Consider the following 18373-nt stretch of genomic DNA (forward strand, 5'->3'; position numbering starts at 1 on the left):
GTTAAGTCTTCCCTGCGGTTTTGATGGGCAAGGTTTGCCAATTGGTTTACAATTAGTCGGTAATGTGCTGCGCGAAGATCAATTATTTCACGTCGCCCACGCCTACGAACAGGCCACCGATTGGCACAAACGTCAACCATCTTTTACAAATTGATACAATTGCCGGTGGCTATTTCTTAATTGGGGACAAGTTACCGAAAAAGCTGTTACTTCGTCATCCCAATTGCTCAAAAACAGGAGCTTCCTGAAGAACACAATAAAAAACTGCTGCTAAACTGGAGGCCTCTTTTTGAGTTTAATTGCGTGAAAACTGACAGTATTTTCTATCAACTCTTACAAAGATTTCCCGCTTGTTTCTTTGATTTGTTGAACCTTCCCCCCGAAACCGCCAATTCTTATCAATTCTCCTCGGTGGAAGTTAAACAATTGTCTTTTCGTCTCGATGGAGTTTTTTTGCCTGATACACCCAATCAGCCTATCTATTTCCTAGAAGTACAATTTCAGAAAGATAATAGGTTTTATTCCCGTTTCTTCAGTGAGATATTCCTCTATCTCCACCAAACGGACTTAAGCAACAACTGGCAGGGAGTAGTTATTTATCCTCGGCGTTCAGTGGAAAGCGTAGAGACGGCTCGTTATGGGGAGTTAATCAACTCCAGCAGAATTTTACGTTTTTATCTCGAGGAATTAAGAGAAGGGGAATCCCTGGGAATATCGATGTTACAATTAATTATAGCACCAACCGCCAGAGCGATCGAGCAGGGAAAACAATTAATTCCACGGATTAGACAAGAATTCCCTAAGTTCAAACAACAGCAAGAACTTTTAGAATTGATAGAGACAATCTTGGTTTATAAGTTACCCCAAGTCAGTAGAAAGGAGATAGAAGCGATGTTTAGTTTAAGTGATTTAAAACAAACTAAAGTGTATCAGGAAGCTTTAGAGGAAGGTAGAGAGGAAGGTAGAGAGGAAGGTAGAGAGGAAGGTAGAGAGGAAGGCCGACAAGAAGGCGAATTAGCGGCAAAATTAGCCTCTATTCCTCGTTTATTGGCATTAGGATTAAACTTTGAACAGATAGCACAAGCTTTAGAATTAGAGATCGAACAGGTTAGACAAGCGACTCAAGGGGAATAGGAAAAGTTCAAACTTTGATAAATTAATATAATTGCTGGTGGCTATCTTTTGCCGGTAGCCATCAAGTAAATCGAAGAATAAAGTAGGTGGGGTTGAACGATAGTGAAACCCGAAATTTAAGTAATTGGGTTGGGTTTCGTCAAATAAATTCCTGTAAAATAGCTTCGATTTGTCCTTTTAGATGAGGAATATCATTTTCAACAATATCCCAAATAATCTCTAGATTAATACAAAAATATTCATGAATAGTTAAGTTTCTTAGATCGCTGGCATCTCGCCAAGGAACTTCGGGATATCTTGCTTTAAATTCTTGAGAAGTTGCTCTAGCTGCTTCACCAATAATTTGTAAATGATAGACAATCCAAGTTTGAATTAATTCTTGTTGTTCAAACACGGTTTTTCCCTGGCGAGCATACTTTTCTAAACGCTCAATTGCTTCTAAAATATCCCGCAAGCGTTCGCTATCATCTCTCATAGTGGTATTGCTTCTTTAAGTACGCGCTCTCTGATTCTATCTTTAAGTCCCTGTTCGGTAACAATATCAACTTTGCAGCCTAACAAGTCTTCCAGTTCTCGAATTAACGGCAAAGGAAACCAGGGACTCCGACGTTCGCTACAATAATCAATTAATAAATCAATATCGCTTTTTTCGTCAGCTTCTCCCCGTGCAACAGAACCAAAGATTCGCACGTTATTGGCGCCGTGTTTAGCGGCAATAGCAATGATTTTTTCCCGTTTGTTTTTGAGTAATTCGTCAATTTTCATGTTCTACTTAGTTGGCGGTAAATTTTGTCGAAAAAAGCTTCCTTGTACCGATTCTTGGGGTGGGGGTTTAGTTTGTTTCTCACTCTTTATCTAGGGTTGGCTGAATAATCGACCCGCCGCTAGGCGGGAAAAAGAGAAAAAGGGTAAAAAGGGAAAAAAAGGGAAAAAGGGTTACAGAGTCCTCCCGAATACGCAGACTACCCGAAAACCGTCATTGTCGTTGCGGTAGTCGCGGCGGTTGCTGTAGAAGCGAATCGCGGAACGGCAGCCATAAGGATAGCTGCCCCAGGAACCGCCCCGCAATATGCGATAATCATTATCATTATTATTGTTTATCCAAGCACTGCCATCCGTCGGCGCTCCGATATAGCTACTATGCCAATCGTCCTCGCACCACTCCCAAACATTGCCACTCATGTCATAGAGTCCCCAAGCATTGGGCTTTTTCTGGCCCACAGGATGAGTTGTATTCTGAGAATTTCCCTTATACCAAGCGTAATCTCCTAACTGATTGGCATCATCACCAAAATAATAGCGAGTAGTGGTCCCAGCACGACAAGCATATTCCCATTCCGCTTCCGTCGGTAGGCGATAGGTTTTCCCTGTTATTTGACTCAATTTCTGACAAAAGGCTTGAGCGTCATCCCGGCTAACCATTTCTACTGGATTTTGCAGATTATTTTTCAACCAAGAGTTATTTTTAAAATAAGAGGGATTGGTTCCCATTACTGCTTGATATTGTGCCTGAGTCACAGGATATTTGCCAATCGCAAAACTGTTGACTTTAACTTGGTGTGGAGGCTTTTCATCAGTGAAAGCATCAGAATCACTGTCAGGAGATCCCATGAGAAATTCACCGGCTGGTAAGCTCACCATCTCTAGTGTGACTCGATTGGATATTTTTTCGGTAAATGGAGTGGGTGAAACAATTAGGGGTATTGGTGAAACAGGCTTTTTGAGTGCTTGTAAGGCATTTAAAACCTGTTGTGCTGTCCATCTTTGTTTTCTATCTTTTTGCAAACACCCTTCAATAATCGGTTTAAACTCTTTCGGTAAACTGGGGATTTGTAGCTCACAATTCATCACCTTTGCCATTAACTGGTGAATATCATTATTAAACTTATAGGGAAGTTGATTAGTGGTCATTTGGATTAACATAATACCTAATGACCACAGATCCCAAGCTGAGGAAATATCACCCCTAAAGGCTTCGGGAGGCATATAAATAATTGTACCGGTATTGTGGACTGTTTGAGTGTGGCTTTTGTTATTTAAGGTTCTAATTAAGCCAAAATCTGCTAACTTGTATTGTTGATTAACCTTGAGGATATTACCTGGTTTTAAATCTCGATGGACTTTATTTTGTCGATGAAGATAATTTAAGCCCTGGGCGACTTGAGCAGTAATATTTGTAATCTCATCCGCTGACAAACTGGCTTTGGCAATGTGATTTTCTAGGCTACCCTGTGCCAATTCCATCACTAAATAAAGCATCTCTGTATTGAGAAAAGTAAATTCCCCCACCGCATAACTCTTAATTAAATTAGGATGTTCTAACTTTCTGGAATTTGTTAATTCAATTAATTTATCATCGCTACTTTCGGGGATAACTTTAATGGCAACTTCTTTAACCGATGTATTTCTGACCATTTCACTAGCATGAAATACACCCCCAAAACCACCCGCACCGAGAAACTTATTAAGACGATAGGGGCCTATTTGTTGCCCTTCCAACATCCTCATCATTTGGTCTAGCATAATAATAACTCCTGAATTAGCCAATTTTTACGTTCTGTAACTATCCTATTAAGTGGGTGGTTTTAACGAAGGCAAGAGGCAAAAGCTTTATCGAAATGTGTAATTAATTTTGCTTAGGTACTTAATACTAAATCTGGCTATTAAATACTGATTATTTATTCCCTCGAGTAGAAAACGGGTTTCTCGGAAAAACCCGTTTTCTGTGGGTTACTCAAGGGATTTAGTATTAGTATGACATTGGGTGTCGGTTATCTCATTATATTAAAAAAGGTGGGCGATAAACCCACCAGAAAAATAACCCAAAAACCTCAACGATAATTAGGATTTTGGATATCTCTAAGACGCGCTTCGGGACGTTTAAATCTGTCCATTTGTGCCTCAAAGAATTGACGATTTTTAAGTAAATGTTTGGGATTAGGATCGTCGAGGGGATAGAGTAAAGCAGTGCGTAGAGCTTGAATAACTGCCGAAGTAACATTATACATCGAGCGCTGGAAACTAATCCCCAATTGAATCAAAATATCATCTTCTCCCCGGCAGTTTTGCTGATAGTAATCAATCAGATATTGGGGTAAAAAATGATACATATCATCCATTAACAAAGTGGGAGGAATTCCCGCAGTACCCACGGGGAAAACATCCGCATAAAGAATGCCATAGTGAAAGTCTTTTTGTTCGTCAGGAACCTGTTTTGCTTGGGCATTATAGGACTTGGTACCCCGGAAGGGAGCAGTACGATAAAAGACCGCTTCCACATAGGGTAAAGCCGCTTCATAAAGCCAAGTAAAAGCCTTTGATTTGGGGATAATTTCGTAGCATTGACCATCAATATAAACGTGATGATAAATCGGCCGGCCAGCGATGGCAAAAATACCATTAACGAGGAAATTCATGGCATCAGGAACACCTTTAAACCCTCCTTCATCGTAGATATCAGACATCTCGAAAAATACCGGGGCCATCACTTCCCAGAATAGTCCTAAATTGGAGTAGTAGGACATCATCCGCACCTGTTCCAAGAACATATCGGGGAACAGGTCATAAAGTTTCATCATCACGGGGTTTTTCTTGAAATAGGCCTTAATAGCGCGGTCGGCATTTTGGCGATATTCTTCTGAATCAAGATAGGCATCAAATAAACCCCAACCCATATCGCGGCCATGCCATAACATGGCTTGCATACAAGCTTCAGCAAATTCCATATTAATGCGATCATGCCAAAGATGATGGATTAATCTGGGCATTTTTCTGGTTTTACCTTTATCCATGAATTCTAACAATTCAGGGTGAGCGGAACCCGTACCGCGCCAGATGCGTAAATCGGCATTATCGCCAGCGTAATGATTTTGTAGGTCTAGGTATTCTTGGGGTAGAAAATATTTAAAAAAGGGCAAAGGATCGAGGAAAACTCGTTCGGCAATATAGAGCAGATCTCGCCAATAAAAATCCATCGGCACGGCATAAGCTTTATAAATGCCGATAATTTGCATCAGGTTTTCGGGAGTATCCGGCAACATGGATCCACCCGCTTCTAAACGGTGGATAATGTCGGCGAATTCGTGATTAGAAGGGGGAATTTTGGCTTTGATTAATGTCCCAGTCATAGTTTTAGGTAAAGTAATTAGCAGCGGTTACAATAATTCGGAAACAGCAAGGGATAACTAACTATTACTCAAAAATTTACCCCGATTCAACCAGTTGGTTTTTGAGGACTTTTGCGGAGATTTTTTGAAGACAAAACTAGGTTTTGCTTCCCCCGATAAGCTGGCAACCATCGAGTTAGTGGTGGGTTCAATCCAACGGACTAAATAATTGGGTTGAATACCTAAAAAGACGATTAATACCATTAGGACAAAAGCGGGTATAGTTTCCGATTTCAGGACTTTGGGATAGTAGGCAAGTTTATTATCCAATTTACCAAAACAGGTGCGATTAAGCAGGATAACAAAGTAAACCGCCGTTAAACCGGAAGCGATGATACAGAGAACCGTCTGCACGGGAAAACGGGAGAAACTACCCTGAAAAACGATAAATTCCGCCACAAATCCCACTAATCCTGGGATACCGGCGCTGGCCATACCGGCGAGAATTAACAGGGCGCTAACCAGGGGTAAACCGCGAATTGGGTTCATTAAACCGTTTAAAACGTCTAAATCTCTAGTTCCGGCTTTGCGTTCGACGATGCCCACCAGATAGAATAAGAGGGCGAGAATGAGACCATGGCTAATCATTTGCGCGACGGCACCAAGGACGCTTAAACCCGTGCCGGCGGCGGCTGCTACCAGTATATAGCCCATGTGACCGATGGAACTGTAGGCCACCATGCGTTTAATGTCTTTTTGGGCAATAGCGCTCAAAGCACCGTAAATAACGCTAATAACGCCGACAATTGCCAGTCCGGGGGCGATTAAAGACCAAGTTTCTGGGAATAATTGCAGACCAAAGCGAACTAAGCCATAAGTACCGAGTTTAGCGAGGATACCACCTAATAAAATGGCTGTAGCGGGGGAAGCTTCCGTGTAGGCATCCGGTAGCCAAGTATGGAGAGGTACGAGGGGGATTTTGATGCCAAATCCCACTAACAGCAGAGTTAAGAGCAGTAACTGGGTTTTTTGGGAGAAATCGGCGGTCGAGAGGGAGGAATAGTCAAAAGTACCACCATTGAGGAAACCTATGCCTAAAAATGCCGCTAGGACTAATAACCCAGAGACAGCAGTATAGAGAAGGAATTTAATCGAAGCATAGCCACGTTTTTCGCCTCCCCAGATAGCAATCATCAGATAAAAGGGGATTAATTCTAGTTCATAGAAAACGATGAACAGCAGCAGGTTTTTAGCCATTAATGCCCCAGAAACCCCGGCGTTAATCAGGAGGATTAGGATGTAATAAAGTCGGGGACGCTCTACTTTTTCTTCGGTACTATAGATAGCTATTCCTGTCAAGAAACAGCTTAAAATAATTAACGGTAAGGACAAACCATCGACTCCGAGGTTATAACTTAAACCGATTGGTTTTGCCCATTCGCGGTATTCAGAAAATTGAAAGCCATTGCTGGTTAAGTTATATTGGGTCAGCAGATATAAAGACCAAAGGAGGACGGCGGCAACAAAAAAGAGGGTAATTTGACGTAATTTTGCTGGGGCAAATTTATCGGGGAAAAGACCGACGATAATTGCTCCAATTATTGGCAACCAAAGCAGGGTACTGAGCATATTGGTATCGATCGAATTTATAATGACTGGGATGAGAAAAGGATTAGCCAACCGACACGATGACTAATCTAGAATTGACTAAATTAAGCTCACTTTGCCGGTATCGAGATCGTAGTAGGCTCCAACAATTTTTAATTGTTTTTTATCTACTAAATCACCCATGACTGGGGACTTGCCTAATTTCTCTACTTGATAGATAACATTGGATTTAATTGCTCGCTCAAGTTTGTTAGAACCGGGTTGTTTTTCAGCCCGATCAACTCCCACCTGTAGGCCATCGATCAAACGACCGATTTGACCGGGGAAACGACCCCCTTCAATGGTGGCTTTTACCGCTCCACAACGAGAATGACCAAGGACAACAATTACCTTGGCTCCTAATACCAACGTGCCGAATTCGAGGCTACCAATTTCTTCGGAAGTGGCTAAATTTCCCGCTACCCGACAAACAAATAGATCTCCTAATCCGCGATCAAAAACGATTTCTGCCGGTACGCGAGAATCGGCACAGCCCAAAATTGCCGCAAAAGGGGCTTGACTTTCGGCCACTTCTGTGAGCCGAGTTTGATCGCGGTTAGGACTTTTTTGTCTTCGTTCCCAGAAACGTTGATTGCCTTCCATGAGCATAGTTAAGGCCTGGTCTGGGTTCAATCCTTGATTTTGAGCGGTTAGCCATGGCTGGGAATTAACAGCGGTTTGGGCGTTAGTTTGGGACAACTGAGAACCCAAAACAGTGGCGGCTAGACCGGTTCCCAAAAAACCACCCCCATAACGGATTAATTGGCGACGAGAGGTATTGAACATAGGTAATTGTTTCCATTAATCAGGACAAATCCTATTGTCAGGGCCGGGGATGCTAAAGAAAAGCCTAAGTTATCAAATCTTTAACTGAAAACTAGAGAAATTTGTGATAGTAGGGGCCAGCAGATGATAATACCGATCAAAGCGACCCCCAAAATAATCGACAGAAAGTAAAATTGGGTTTGGCCCGAGACGTTATATTTCAAACTCTGACCACCAAAAACCGTGGCTAATCCCACCAGGTTAACGATGCCATCCACCAGAAAGGTATCGATCCAGTTAATAATTTGCGAGATTAATCCGACGACAAAAACGATGGTGACTTTATACAATTGGGCCGTATAAAGGTCGTTAGCAAAGAAATCTTGAAGGGCTTTCGGTTGAAAAACGATCGGTTTGGAGATATTTTCATTCAGATAAATATAGGCTGCCGGAATTACGCCCCCAGCAGTGGAAAGCACCAAGAGAAAAGCCACTCCCAGATTTAAGTTACTTGGTAATAAATGCCATTGCGCCAATAAAATCGGCAGATGAAGGGCGAAACCCATGGTCACAGTCATGGGGATAACTAGGGGCCAAAGAGCTTCTGGAGAGCGCAGGGTCATCGGTTTGATTTTACCGCCAAAGAAAACGCAAAATTCTCTAGTGACACTAAAAGCAGTTAAAGCATTGACCAACAATAGCACTAATAACAGTAAACCACTGATTTCTGCTAGGCGATCGCCCATGCGGGCTAAGGACCAAAAACCACCAAAGGGAGGCAGTGCAACTAAACTAGCGGCACCGACGAGATAACAAATGCCAGAAACGGGACGACGGGACCATAAACCGCCGTATTGGCTTAAATCTTGGCTGATATTATTCCAAATGATGTTACCCACCACCATGACTAACAGGGACATAGCGATCGCATAAGTAAAGAGTAACACTAAAGCGGTTTCCGTTTGTCCGGTGGCCACAGCGATAAAAATCAGTCCCATGTAGGCACTGACGGAATAGGAAAGGGAGCGCTTGACATCGATCTGTGCGATCGCAATTAACCCCGCACCGATAGCAGTAACAGAGCCAACAATGATCATCACCTGTAAGGTTAAGGGCGATAATTGTAGCACCGGCTCTAATTTCACCAATAACCAAGCGCCGGTGGAAACGACGACGGTATTCCGCAGAATTGTCGCCGGCATCGGTCCTTCCATGGCCTCATCTAGCCATAAATGCAGGGGAAATTGAGCGCATTTACCCATCGGACCGGCAATCAGGGCTAAACAGAGTAAATTAGCCACATTGGGGTTTAAATTGGCTGTGGCCGCCCATTCTGCCAATTGGTCAAAGTTCCAGGTTCCCGCCAGGGGTAAAAGGGCCACCACTCCCATCAACAGGATTAAATCGCCAATCCGTTTGGTTAGAAAAGCATCCCGCGCCCCCGTTACCACCAGAGATTGATTAAACCAGAAACCAATCAGCAGATAAGTGCCGAGGGTGAGAACTTCTAGCACACAATAGCTGAAAAATAGCGAATTACAGATAACTAGGGCGCACATACCCCCTTCAAAGAGGGCGACGAGAGAATAAAACCTTGCCCAACCCCAATCCATTTCTAGATAGGCGATCGCATATACCTGGGCGGCGAGGTTTAAGCCAGTAATTAGCAGTAACGCCCCGATATTAACGACCGAAATCTGCACATCTAAAGATATGCTTAAATTTGCGGCATTTAGCCAATTAAATGCTATGGATTGAGGGGGACGACCCCAAACGGCGAGCAAAGCAAAAAGGCTATGCAAAAAAGCCCAGCAGGTCATGATCAAGTTCAGATAACCGGCCGGTCGCGGGCCGGTTTGCCGGATAATGCCGGGAGACCAGGGTAGAGCCAGAAGTGCGCCCGCAAAGGCATAAAGAGGTACCAACCAGATAGTCTGGCTGAAGGACTCGAACATATAACCACCTCAAGAAGAAAAATGATCCTGAATTAAAGTTTAAGGTTTAATGGGTCACTAATAGGCTGTGGCCATTTTTTAACGGGGCATGAATCGGGATGGTTTGACTAGCCTCCAGCAGGTATTTTAAAAAAGCATCGGCAATCACGGAAAGTTGTTTTCCAGCCAGATAACAAACGTACCAATTGCGCTGAATTGGAAACTGTTCCACGTCGAGGATGGCTAATTCGCCGTTTTCCCCTTCCGAGATGAGAGTGTGCTTAGATAGTACCGATAGTCCCAAACCGCCAGAAATAGCCTGTTTAATCGCCTCGTTACTGCCTAATTCCAAGCGCACCTTTACCTTAATATCGTGGAGATTAAATAATTTTTGTACCGCTTGGCGGGTTCCAGATCCCGATTCGCGCATAATAAAAGGTTGCTGGTTGAGGCACTCAAGGGGGAGATTTTTCTGTCCCACCAAAGGATGATCTCGTCGCGCCACCACCACTAGGGGATTTTCGAGGAAAGACTGAGAACAAAGTTCCACTTCTTCCGGCGGTTGACTGAGAATATAGAGGTCATCCTCGTTGTTTAACATTCGCTCTTGCAGTTTCTGATGATTAGTCACTTGCAGGGCGATGTCAATGCCGGGATACTGTTGACAGAATGCACCCAGTAATCGCGGCACAAAGTATTTAGCGGTAGTAATTACGCCTAAAGTCAGTTTTCCCTGTCTAGTTCCCTTAATATCGGCCACTTTCATCTGAAAGTTGTCCAATTTATTAAAAATCTCTTGACAGGTGAACAGTAATTCCTGACCCGCTTCGGTTAAAAATAAACGTTTGCCAATTTGCTCGAATAGCGGTAAACCCACGGCTTTTGTGAGTTGTTTGACTTGGGTTGAGACGGTGGGTTGAGTGATAAATAACTCCTCGGCCGCCTTAGTAAAGCTACTGTGTCGAGCGGTAGCCTCGAAAACCCTTAACTGGTGCAGGGTTGCCTGTATCAAGTTCTTATCCCCTTCTCAATAACAACTATTTGTCACCATCAATCCTAACGTTTTTATAGATTCTAGTCAATTAACTTTTCTATAAGTATAGAGTGTACTAGATATAACTGCTACTTAAGGTTGTTTCTAGCTATCAGTCGTCAGCCGTCAGCTTTTTAGCCATCAGAGGAGGTTTAGGTAAGGCGACCGCATTCAATCTAAGGCGGTGTAAATCTTTATTAATTTTAGTAACGTTAGTAATTTATACTTAGCCAATCCTTACGATTAGAGTCAAAATATAAGTAGGTACGTTTCGGGCTAGTCAAGCACGAGGCACTCATAATGATTAGCAAAACTACATCTTTTGCTATTACACAGCTACCTAGAAGGCTCTTCTCGACTTTGTGTAATAATCAGTGCTGGTTCTACTCCGGTTTGTGTAATAATCAGTGCTTATCATTCTCAGGAGTCTTGCTAGGCAAAACTTTGAGGACTATATTTATGAAAAATGATCCCTATTCTTCTGGTTTTGTTCCACACAGAAACTGTAAGAGTCCCTAGAATATTCTGGTAAACAAAAATTGGTTCATTATTCATGTCCAAAATTGTTTGATTTTTTTAGGATTCAAAAGGAGAAAATTTATCATGCTTTATAACATTGTTGACGCGGCAGATAGAAGAGATGATCGTTTATTTAAGTGTTACATAGAATATATTAAGCACTTTTATTTTCCGGTTAAAACTAAAGCTCAAAGGGAAATTATACAAGGAGAATACGGAACCAATATTCCTGCTTTTCTCAAAACAGATTATATTGGCTATGTTAACGATGTATATATTAAAAATCCAAACATAGACAATTCTCTCAAGCTAACTGACTGGGGTACACAAGCAAAGGAACAAGAAATTATTAAAGACAACGAGGAAAAAATCACAAATATCAAAAAGGATATTTGTGAAACTATCTCTGATTTTGGCTATCCCATCACTGACAAAAACGGTAATATTAAAAACTTAGTGAAATTTCCTTTTATTGATCGATTTCATGAATACTTTTTGCGTCGTCAATGGGACTATCCTGAAAGACACACTCGTACTCATGGGTCAGATGGACTGTGCAATTTGTTCCGCTTGTATCCTCATAACCCTGACGACCCAAATGCTTCTAGGGAAGGAGAAGGAAATTATTCTAAGACTCACGGAGATTATAACCATTTTGTCAATGTCGTTGCGGCTCTAGCACGTTTGATCAATTACTTTCATGATATAGACAACGTTAAAAATCTACTAGGATGCAATTTTATTTCTGAAGAAAGGCAAAAACAATTAACAGAATGGGCTAAAAATGTAGCCTATGAAACTATACCAAATATGCGAACATTTAAACTTATGTTGGCAGCTTTTTATCACGATATTGGCAAAACTATCGCTGGTCCGCGACACGGAATGGAGGGGAGTATTATTCTGGGATTTCATACCAGTGAATCTCCTTACCAACTTAACCAGATAGTTCAAGCGTCTGGAGTTGGTGAGAACTTTGAGAGCAACGATCTATTGTTTATTGCTGAACTTTTGAATTATCACGACAAGTATGGAACACTTAGCACTGGCGAAGACGGCTATCTACAATTAATAGATATTATAGATAGCATAAAAAGGTACAGTATCAAGCATGAAACTGCAAATCAAAATGATAGAAATGAACAAATAAAATGGAGCCAAAGATATCTGTTTGATTTATGGCTACTTAATGTTGCTGATATTATGGTTTCCATGCTTCCCTGTAAAAAGGACAAGTGGAAACTCCAAGATGGAGAAGGGGGTGAACAACATACTAATACGCCTAATTGGATGGACTACAATCAGGCTCGAACCTACATCGAAGAATTTCTAGCTCTGGGTACTCCAGTCCCCGATTTTTCAAGGAAGTCTGATGTTTTGAAGCACGATCTTTTAATTTCCTTAGAATTGCTTGAGGAACATAACAAAAAGAAACATACGGATAATACTTCGGATGTTAAGACTAAAGCACTAAATTATTCAAAACGCCATTCAGTGGAACGAATTAGACGGTTGATTGTTGCTAGTTTGTACAGTCCAATCAGTGACTACAGACAAAACCCCATAATGCAAAGATTAATTGTGAATCTCGAAAGTTTATCGGAAGAACAATGGGATTCTAGGATAGTCAATTCTATCAAGACAATCAGCGACATCCAAGACTTTTGCGACCGACTAGCTTGGATTGGCAAAATGGACTATTCTTTGGGATTTTTTAGTAAGATTGCAACCCGTGCTTTTTTCAAGGTTGAAGAAGAACTAAAAAACAAAAACAGTACTTTTCAGACACATCAGACACATTGGATTACCTCCAAAGATGCCGGGTCGTTTGGCGGCGATGAAAATTATCTTGCCAGGGTACAAGCGGAATTCTTTGCCAATAATTACGTCGCTATCGTCGTCCAAATACTAAGCTATCTCCTGTTTCGAGACTCCTACAGTGAGCATTTCCGAAATATAGAGTTTAGCGATGCCGCTAACAGGCTAATAGATGAAAAGATAGATAAGATTATCGATCTTGAGGGACCTTATCGAACCAGAAAATCAATTGAACTTATTCTTCAAACAGTAACTATGTACTAAACTATAAGGCTTAATATACCGCGACCAGCTAAAGAACTGGAATTTCATTGGCAAGCTACTAAGTCTTAAAAGCATGGCTATGCAAGGATCATAGCCGAAAATACAAAACTACGGTGTTCCTTGTGGGTGGGGTTTAGCTAAAAAAACCTCTAAACCTCTAAGAGATTTTCTAGGCGATCGAGAACTACATCGGTGATACACTTGATCCGGTATAAACAGGCTTTAGTATCTGTGGAGTTGAAAGTGCCATTTTCCCAATACTTGTTACTACCGGCACCACCCCCACAAACCCCAAAATAATCGCATTTTTGGCGACATAAATCGACTCCACCGCGCATATCAGCGTAAATTTGTTGAAATTTCTCGGTTTCACAGATAGATTCTAGAGAATCGGTCAAAACATTACCAAAGATAAAATCACCGTAGGGTTGGGTTTTAATCGATAGTAATTCCGGATCAAAGGTGGAAAAATTACCTTGATTATCAAAATTGACAATCATAAAAGGTCGATTCATATCGGTATTTTCTAAGCGTTCATCGGCATAAATCAAACTACAGATCGATTCAAATTCCCGCAGCTTAAATTCTCCTTGTTTGGCCGTGACTAACTCCCAAAATCTGGCAATAAACTGGCGATAACGTTGTTCAATCCCTAATTTATCTAAGGAAGATTGCGAATGAATACCCTCGGTTTCTTCCATATTAAAAGCCACATCGGTAAGACCATGATCCCAAAAAAAGTTAAAAATTTCGTCGGGATAGTCGAGAGAATCTTCTGTTAAAACTGCGATGACACTCACATCAATTTCATGTTTTTGCAAGAAAGAAATCCCCCGCATGGTAGCAGCATGACTGCCAGTTCCCTTGCGGTTTTGCCGGTGGATATCGTGAATAAAGGCCGGTCCATCAAGACTGACTCCCACATAAACATCATGCTTTTTAAATAATTCACACCAAGCATCGTTAATATAAGTGGCGTTAGTTTGTACCGAATGACGAAAACAGTAACCCTGCTGATTATATTTCTCGCTAACTTCCGCAATTTTAGCAAAGGCACTTTCATAAAAACTGATGGGAACTGCTAAGGGTTCGCCGGCGTGCCAGCAAATGGTAAAATTATCTTGGAGAAAACGACTACTAAAAACCCTCTGAAAAATCGGCTCGATTAAATCTAAGGATAGGGTATTTTTTAAATGGCGATCAGGTAAATAACAGTAATCACAATTGAGATTGCAAAAAGAGGTGGGTTGCACGACTACTAAAGTAATTGGGCCACAATCCGACCAATCTATATTTGTATTTTTTTCCATCATTCTATTTTTAAAATTCTCACTTAAGTTATGATAACTGATTCTGGGAAGTGTATCTTAATTCTACCTATACTATTTCCTATTCCCTCAATAATAAATAATATAATTGACCCGGAGTATTAATTAAACCGGCTCGCTCGCCAGCATTTTTTCCTGTTCCCATAAAAATATCTACCCTCCCAGTACCTTTAATCGCACTGCCAGTATCTTGATCGAGAACATAGCGACTAACTAATTTTTTATTAAGATTTCCCTCGGGAATTTCTGTCTCAATTACTGCTAAAGCACCGGGGGGAAAAATACTTTTATCTGTAGCGATCGATCTTTCCGGTAAAACCGGAACTCCAATACTACCAGTGGGAGGCGCACCGTGGGTTTCTCGAAAGAAAATAAACCGATTATTGCGGGGGATATAATTCTTTAATTGCTCAGGATTACTTCTGAGAAAATCCAAAACCATTGGTAAGGTTAAACCCTCGGCGGGAAAAATACCATCGGCAATCATTTCTTTTCCCAGACTTGTGTAGGGATGCTCGGTATTGCCATCAAAACCAATGCTCATAATTTGACCATTAGGTAAACGTAATTTCGCCGAACCTTGCACATGAACTAAATAAGCTTCTAAGCGATCTTTTAACCAGACTAATTCGTATCCCGCTAGACGGCTATTTTCCCCCAGTAAACCATCTTTTCCCTCTAATTCTACCCTAGCTGGATGGGGTTTTGACCAGCGAGAAAAGTTAGCAGGTCGGCGATAAAGAGGATATTTATATTCGGCGTTTTTTTGCTGGCTTGCTTGATAAATTGGCTCAAAATAACCAGTAAATTTAACATTTCCCTGGCTATCATTACCTAAAGAACGATACCAAATAAATTCTTTTTTAACTGCCTTTTGTAGAGCTGCGGGAGTGGGAGAATTCTGCACTAATTGACGAAAACGTACTAAGGAACGATAGACTCGCTGACGAGTTATTTCAGGAATAGGATAATTTTGATAGGCGCGGATCGCCGCCGAGCTATTCAGATAACGTAAACTATGATCGAGCGCTTGTAGTAGGGTTTTTTTGTCCGTTAGCAGTCGTTCATCGTATCCCGTAGATGTTCCTAATTCTGAGATTTCAAAACGTTCTAGGGGCAAATTTGCGGGGGTGAGGGCAATTAATCCCAAGCTGAGGGGGAGGAGTGTCAAAAGGTGTTTCATGGTGACAGGAGTGGGCAGCTATTGACTCGATTAACCATCAAGAAGGATAAATGAGAAAAGTTGTTTCTTATTTATATCATGAGGATAGTTGTTGCCGATAAATCTTAATTTGTTCCAAGCGAGGGCCGACCTTAGAAATGATGGTAAATTCTAAATTTTGGTAATATAATTGTTCTCCCACCTTCGGTATTTTTTGCCAATGATGGAGGACAAAACCAGCTAGGGTTTGGTATTCATCGGCCAAGGGTAAACTTAAATTTAATGCTTTGTTCACGTCCTCTAAATTCATTTGTGCTTGTACGAGAAAAGTCGATTCATCGAGGAGTTGATATTCCACTGTTCCTGATTGATCACTAGGGGGAAAAGTTCCCAGAATCTCGCCGATTAAATCTTTTAGGGTTAATAAACCGGCTGTTCTGCCAAATTCATCCACAATGATAACCATCTTTAAGGATGATTCCTGCATCACTGTCAGTAATTCATTTAAAGGAGTGGTTTCGGGGAAAAAACGCACAGGTTTTAACCAAGGTTTAATCGGGGTCGTTAAATTTAACTGACCTTCGGCAAGGGGTAAAGCTAAATCTTTAAAATCGATCAGACCACGGATATCATCACCGGAATCTCCTTCCACAGGATAACAAGAATAGCCACTGTTAACTACTTGGAGCAATAATTCCTCAAAAGTTGCGGTCGAGGAAATAGCTATTAAACGGTTATGGGGAACCATGATTTCCGCGGCAGTGATTTCGCTAAACTGGAAAACATTATTTAAAATTTTCCTTTCCGCTGCTTCTAATCCCGTTAATTCCCCTTCCATGCTGATAATTAATTGTAATTCCTCGGAAGTTACCCGACTAGAACGCTGTAGATCTACTTCGGGGATACGGGTTAAAACCAATAAAAAACGAGTTGATTGATTAAGAATACCGATAAAAGGCTTAAAAATCCTGGAAATAACGCCAATAGGTGCTGCTAATAATCGCGCCATCGGTTCGGCATAAATTAAAGCTAGGGATTTGGGATAAAGTTCCCCAAAAACTATCTGGAGATAGGCCACGATTAAAAAAGCTAGACAAAGAGAGAAACCATGGGAGAGCAGATTTTGCCAGTTTAAAGAAAAGGGTAAAAAACTTAGTAATTTCTTCACAAAAACGGTCATGGTACTCTCCCCGATCCAACCTAAAGCTAAACTAGAAAGGGTGATACCTAATTGGGTAGTGGAAAGTAAGCGATCGAGACTTCTTTGTAGAGATTGGACCGTCTGCGCTGGCACATCTCCCGCAGCCACTAGCTGACTGATGCGGGTACGACGGACAGACACAAGCGAAAATTCGGCCGCTACGAAAAAAGCATTGAGCGCGATTAGTAAAAAGACTAAAATTAAACGAGTCAATAAATCCTGATTATCCATAGCGAAAAGGCAAAACTCGCCTTTTTTAAAGCCTATCCTTTGGTTTCGTTCTTTGATTGCGGTTTGTTTTTCTGTTGTTGCATATAAACTCTCACTCTTTTCAGCACCTCTTCTTCCTTCACGGGGATAAAAGTTTGATTGCGACCATAACTGGTGCGATCGTTGGTAAACTTTTTAGCAGGGTTGATATCCGGTTGACTGACTCCCTTCAGGGAGGCGAGTCCCAATTGATAGGCTACCCAACCGCTACCGAAGCCGGCGGCTAACATGGCTACCATCAAAAGGAGTCCTAACTGCAAGGAGGTGCTGATTGAAAATTTTTTCATCTTGGTGGGGCTGAATTTTCACGTTCAGAGTAATTACCGATCTATAATGAGTTAATAGTATAACCCAGGGTTGGCCGAGCGGTTGAGGCAACGAACTCATAATTCGTGCTAGGCAGGTTCAACTCCTGCACCCTGGATAGTTTTGATGGCTTCAGGCGATCGGCTTTGACTGCACCAGAGCAGGCGGCGGTGACAGATTACCTGACCATTTTCGGCTGCTTTGAGAACAGAAGTACAATAATTAATTTTATCCTTTTCATTTTTCAGGAAAGCTAAAAAAAAACAAGAATCCCAGTAGTGTAGCTTTTTTGTTGGACGAATCACTTACTTCCTCCCCAAATTCCGATCATTTCCTCAATGGTAGGTAAATCTTTTTCCTGAGGAAAAAGATCAATTGACTCAACTTTAATACCGATTTTTTCCCCATCTTCTCTAGAGGTAACTATCCCCGATACAGAGACTCTTTTTTCTAGATATTCTTTGATATTATCAAGTAACTTTGTTTCAAAGTAACATTTAACACTCTTATTAGTCAATAAATTGTAAACTCTAAAAATAGGTTGACGACTTACATCAATAGCTTTAAGCACACCTTCTACAGTACCAAAACTTTGATATTTTCCCCCGATAATTTCATCAACATTAGCAATCAAAGCTTGATTCAAGTCGATACACCTCGAATCAAAGCCCAATTGCACCATAAATTCATCTCTTTTTTTCAATATTGCTAATGCTCGCACACTTTCTAAAGCTCGATCAGAAAAATATAGTTATTTCAAATAAGAACGAGACACTAGGCGACACAATAAGTACGAATAATTTCATCAAGGGGTGTCCCCACAGGAGCATACATTCTTGCCCTCTTTAATGCACTAAAATCATGTTCGATATCATTTAAATCAGGA

Annotated in this window: 16 protein-coding genes, 1 tRNA gene and 2 pseudogenes; 4 read left to right on the forward strand and 15 right to left on the reverse strand. The window is 41.3% G+C overall.

Annotated features, from left to right (window positions below; genetic code table 11):
* Both IM475_RS19275 and IM475_RS19280 read left to right on the forward strand, forming a co-directional pair.
* Nucleotides 1-154, forward strand: a pseudogene (locus tag IM475_RS19275) (amidase family protein); the annotation flags it as partial.
* A 149-nt stretch (nt 155-303) separates the two neighbouring features.
* Entirely contained in the window at nt 304-1134 is an 831-nt protein-coding gene (locus IM475_RS19280; RefSeq protein ID WP_002756202.1) for an Rpn family recombination-promoting nuclease/putative transposase, read from the forward strand.
* Between the two features lie 139 nt (nt 1135-1273).
* On the opposite strand, the gene IM475_RS19285 is transcribed toward IM475_RS19280, so the two are convergent.
* The 8 genes from IM475_RS19285 to IM475_RS19320 all read right to left on the reverse strand — a co-directional run bounded on the left by IM475_RS19285 (nt 1274) and on the right by IM475_RS19320 (nt 10598).
* Nucleotides 1274-1609 (reverse strand): HepT-like ribonuclease domain-containing protein, encoded by a 336-nt coding sequence (locus IM475_RS19285; RefSeq protein WP_287728771.1) that lies wholly within the window; start codon nt 1607-1609, stop codon nt 1274-1276.
* Nucleotides 1606-1899, reverse strand: a complete 294-nt coding sequence (locus IM475_RS19290; protein ID WP_002790317.1) for a nucleotidyltransferase family protein — start codon at nt 1897-1899, stop codon at nt 1606-1608. Before IM475_RS19290 ends, IM475_RS19285 begins: the two co-directional genes overlap by 4 nt.
* A 171-nt stretch (nt 1900-2070) precedes the next feature.
* Nucleotides 2071-3657, reverse strand: coding sequence for an SUMF1/EgtB/PvdO family nonheme iron enzyme (locus IM475_RS19295; protein ID WP_287728772.1), 1587 nt, complete (start codon nt 3655-3657; stop codon nt 2071-2073).
* Nucleotides 3658-3965: 308 nt separating this feature from the next.
* Complete coding sequence (locus tag IM475_RS19300; protein WP_287728773.1) at nt 3966-5261, reverse strand: CO2 hydration protein; 1296 nt, start codon at nt 5259-5261, stop codon at nt 3966-3968.
* Between the two features lie 57 nt (nt 5262-5318).
* Nucleotides 5319-6869, reverse strand: a complete 1551-nt coding sequence (locus IM475_RS19305) for an NADH-quinone oxidoreductase subunit M (protein WP_159251893.1) — start codon at nt 6867-6869, stop codon at nt 5319-5321.
* 78 nt (nt 6870-6947) lie between these two features.
* Complete coding sequence (locus tag IM475_RS19310) at nt 6948-7673, reverse strand: carbonic anhydrase (protein ID WP_002798643.1); 726 nt, start codon at nt 7671-7673, stop codon at nt 6948-6950.
* An 80-nt stretch (nt 7674-7753) separates the two neighbouring features.
* Entirely contained in the window at nt 7754-9607 is a 1854-nt protein-coding gene (locus IM475_RS19315) for an NAD(P)H-quinone oxidoreductase subunit F (RefSeq protein WP_287728774.1), read from the reverse strand.
* Between the two features lie 46 nt (nt 9608-9653).
* Nucleotides 9654-10598 (reverse strand): LysR family transcriptional regulator, encoded by a 945-nt coding sequence (locus tag IM475_RS19320; RefSeq protein ID WP_287728775.1) that lies wholly within the window; start codon nt 10596-10598, stop codon nt 9654-9656.
* Between the two features lie 624 nt (nt 10599-11222).
* Here IM475_RS19320 and IM475_RS19325 point away from each other — a divergent pair.
* Nucleotides 11223-13220: a hypothetical protein gene (locus IM475_RS19325; RefSeq protein WP_287728776.1), complete on the forward strand. Its 1998-nt coding sequence runs from the start codon at nt 11223-11225 to the stop codon at nt 13218-13220.
* A 149-nt stretch (nt 13221-13369) separates the two neighbouring features.
* Here IM475_RS19325 and grrM read toward each other — a convergent pair whose 3' ends face one another.
* The 4 genes from grrM to IM475_RS19345 all read right to left on the reverse strand — a co-directional run bounded on the left by grrM (nt 13370) and on the right by IM475_RS19345 (nt 17468).
* Complete coding sequence (grrM, locus tag IM475_RS19330; protein WP_287728777.1) at nt 13370-14530, reverse strand: cyclophane-forming radical SAM/SPASM peptide maturase GrrM/OscB; 1161 nt, start codon at nt 14528-14530, stop codon at nt 13370-13372.
* 79 nt (nt 14531-14609) lie between these two features.
* A complete protein-coding gene (gene mltA, locus IM475_RS19335; RefSeq protein WP_287658084.1) occupies nt 14610-15731 on the reverse strand; it encodes a murein transglycosylase A in 1122 nt (373 codons plus the stop codon).
* A 76-nt stretch (nt 15732-15807) separates the two neighbouring features.
* Nucleotides 15808-17142, reverse strand: coding sequence for a hemolysin family protein (locus IM475_RS19340; RefSeq protein ID WP_287728778.1), 1335 nt, complete (start codon nt 17140-17142; stop codon nt 15808-15810).
* A gap of 32 nt (nt 17143-17174) precedes the next feature.
* Entirely contained in the window at nt 17175-17468 is a 294-nt protein-coding gene (locus IM475_RS19345) for a hypothetical protein (protein ID WP_287658086.1), read from the reverse strand.
* Between the two features lie 64 nt (nt 17469-17532).
* Here IM475_RS19345 and IM475_RS19350 point away from each other — a divergent pair.
* A tRNA-Ile gene (locus tag IM475_RS19350) sits at nt 17533-17605 on the forward strand.
* Here IM475_RS19350 and IM475_RS19355 read toward each other — a convergent pair.
* From IM475_RS19355 to IM475_RS19365, 3 genes and pseudogenes are all read right to left on the reverse strand, one after another.
* A complete protein-coding gene (locus IM475_RS19355) occupies nt 17577-17792 on the reverse strand; it encodes a hypothetical protein (protein WP_287728779.1) in 216 nt (71 codons plus the stop codon). The genes IM475_RS19350 and IM475_RS19355 overlap by 29 nt on opposite strands.
* The gene (locus tag IM475_RS19360; protein ID WP_287728780.1) at nt 17789-18208 is read right to left on the reverse strand and encodes a hypothetical protein; all 420 of its coding nucleotides are present in this window, start codon (nt 18206-18208) and stop codon (nt 17789-17791) included. Before IM475_RS19360 ends, IM475_RS19355 begins: the two co-directional genes overlap by 4 nt.
* A 53-nt stretch (nt 18209-18261) precedes the next feature.
* Nucleotides 18262-18373: pseudogene (locus IM475_RS19365) on the reverse strand (IS630 family transposase); the annotation flags it as partial.

The organism is Microcystis sp. M061S2, from assembly GCF_020245605.1.
Lineage (GTDB): Bacteria > Cyanobacteriota > Cyanobacteriia > Cyanobacteriales > Microcystaceae > Microcystis.

Bases quoted from the DNA above. Each gene is read 5' to 3' on its own strand.
- IM475_RS19285 (WP_287728771.1), bottom strand. From the start codon at position 1,609: ATGAGAGATGATAGCGAACGCTTGCGGGATATTTTAGAAGCAATTGAG.
- IM475_RS19290 (WP_002790317.1), bottom strand. From the start codon at position 1,899: ATGAAAATTGACGAATTACTCAAAAACAAACGGGAAAAAATCATTGCT.
- IM475_RS19295 (WP_287728772.1), bottom strand. From the start codon at position 3,657: ATGCTAGACCAAATGATGAGGATGTTGGAAGGGCAACAAATAGGCCCC.
- IM475_RS19300 (WP_287728773.1), bottom strand. From the start codon at position 5,261: ATGACTGGGACATTAATCAAAGCCAAAATTCCCCCTTCTAATCACGAA.
- IM475_RS19305 (WP_159251893.1), bottom strand. From the start codon at position 6,869: ATGCTCAGTACCCTGCTTTGGTTGCCAATAATTGGAGCAATTATCGTC.
- IM475_RS19310 (WP_002798643.1), bottom strand. From the start codon at position 7,673: ATGTTCAATACCTCTCGTCGCCAATTAATCCGTTATGGGGGTGGTTTT.
- IM475_RS19315 (WP_287728774.1), bottom strand. From the start codon at position 9,607: ATGTTCGAGTCCTTCAGCCAGACTATCTGGTTGGTACCTCTTTATGCC.
- IM475_RS19325 (WP_287728776.1), top strand. From the start codon at position 11,223: ATGCTTTATAACATTGTTGACGCGGCAGATAGAAGAGATGATCGTTTA.
- grrM (WP_287728777.1), bottom strand. From the start codon at position 14,530: ATGGAAAAAAATACAAATATAGATTGGTCGGATTGTGGCCCAATTACT.
- mltA (WP_287658084.1), bottom strand. From the start codon at position 15,731: ATGAAACACCTTTTGACACTCCTCCCCCTCAGCTTGGGATTAATTGCC.
- IM475_RS19340 (WP_287728778.1), bottom strand. From the start codon at position 17,142: ATGGATAATCAGGATTTATTGACTCGTTTAATTTTAGTCTTTTTACTA.
- IM475_RS19345 (WP_287658086.1), bottom strand. From the start codon at position 17,468: ATGAAAAAATTTTCAATCAGCACCTCCTTGCAGTTAGGACTCCTTTTG.